Genomic DNA, 1,423 nt, shown 5'->3' on the forward strand with positions numbered 1-1,423 from the left:
GTCTCGAGACTGTGAGTGTTTCCTTGCAGCCCTGGTGGTGGTGGGGTTGTGGGTCGGTGACCGGTGGTGTGACTCATCTCGAGACTGACGCGCGGTGGTGGCGTTGTCCTGGAGCTGGACTTGTCCGCTGTTGGTCGCCGGCCCCGGTCCTGGGTGGAGTGCTGGCCTGATCAGGAGCTTGACCGTCGGGCGTTGGCGCGCCGTTCGTGTCTCATCACAGTCCTGCTGAGCTCCTCCCGTGGACCGGAACCGCAACCACGTCCCGGTTCAAGGAGAACGCATGAGCAGTATGAAGCCCCCGCCGATGAAGCTGGCAGAGGTTGTCGATGTCGTGATCGGGGTCGATACCCACGTCGCCTCGCATGCCGCGGCCGCGGTCGATGCCCGCACCGGTGGGGTACTTGACCAGATCATCGTGACCGCGGACGCGGAGGGGTATGCCGAGCTGGTCGACTTCGCTGACCGCGTCGCGGTCGAGCACGCGGCGCTGCGGGCCTGGGCCATCGAGGGCACCGCGTCCCACGGCCGGGGACTGGCGGTCCACCTGGACCAGGCCGAGGAACTGGTGGTCGAGCTCGACCGACCCGAACGGGCCCGTCGTCGTGGTGGTGAGAAGTCCGACCCTCTCGACGCGGTCCGTGCGGCCCGGGAGGCCATCGCCCGGGAACGGGTCGGCACGCCCCGCGGTGCGGGGCCTGACCCCGACCAGGCTGCGACCCGCCAAGCGCTCGCGGTGCGGGTCGCGGTCCGCCGTTCCGCGGTCCAGGCCGCCGCAGATGCCCGACGGCAGCTGTTCTCGGCCATCCTGACCGCCCCCGAACCGGTCCGGACCCGGTTCCGGGGCCTGACCAGCGAGGCCATCATCACCCGAGTGCTGGCCACCCGCCGCAGCGCCAGGTGGGTCAGCGTCGATGTCGAGACCGCCCACACCGTGGCCTGCCTGCAGATCTGGGCCCGCCGGATCCAGGACCTGACCGCCGAGGCCGCAGCGCACGAGAAGGAGATCACCACCCTGGTCCGGTCCTGGCGTCCCGACCTGCTCGACCAGGTCGGGATCGGACCCATCGTGGCCGCGACCGTGCTGTGCGCCTGGGCCTACCCCGGCCGGATCCACTCCGAAGCCGCGTTCGCCAAGCTCGCCGGAACCAGCCCCGTCCAAGCCAACAGCGGCCAAGTCCAGACCCGCCACCGCCTCAACCGCTACGGCGACCGGCGCCTGAACTGCGCCCTACACACCATCGTCATCACCCGCCAACGCCACCACCAACCCACCCGCGACTACACCGAACGACGTACCAGCCAAGGCAAGAACCCCCGCGAGATCCGACGCTGCCTCAAGCGCTACATCGCCCGAGACCTCTACCGAACCCTCGAAGCCGGCGACACCCAAACACCCCTTGACCAGACATAGGAGCGTCCACCT

General features: G+C 69.4%; 1 protein-coding gene. It reads left to right on the forward strand.

The window, feature by feature from the left end:
- The first annotated feature begins 280 nt into the window (after positions 1-280).
- Positions 281-1,411 (forward strand): transposase, encoded by a 1,131-nt coding sequence (locus FJQ57_RS22075; protein WP_139984539.1) that lies wholly within the window; start codon positions 281-283, stop codon positions 1,409-1,411.
- The last annotated feature ends 12 nt before the right edge of the window (positions 1,412-1,423 follow it).

Source organism: Nocardioides litoris (assembly GCF_006346315.1).
GTDB lineage: Bacteria > Actinomycetota > Actinomycetes > Propionibacteriales > Nocardioidaceae > Nocardioides > Nocardioides litoris.

What these genes read in the sequence shown, in the direction of transcription:
- FJQ57_RS22075 (WP_139984539.1), top strand. Translation starts at nt 281, where the DNA reads ATGAGCAGTATGAAGCCCCCGCCGATGAAGCTGGCAGAGGTTGTCGAT.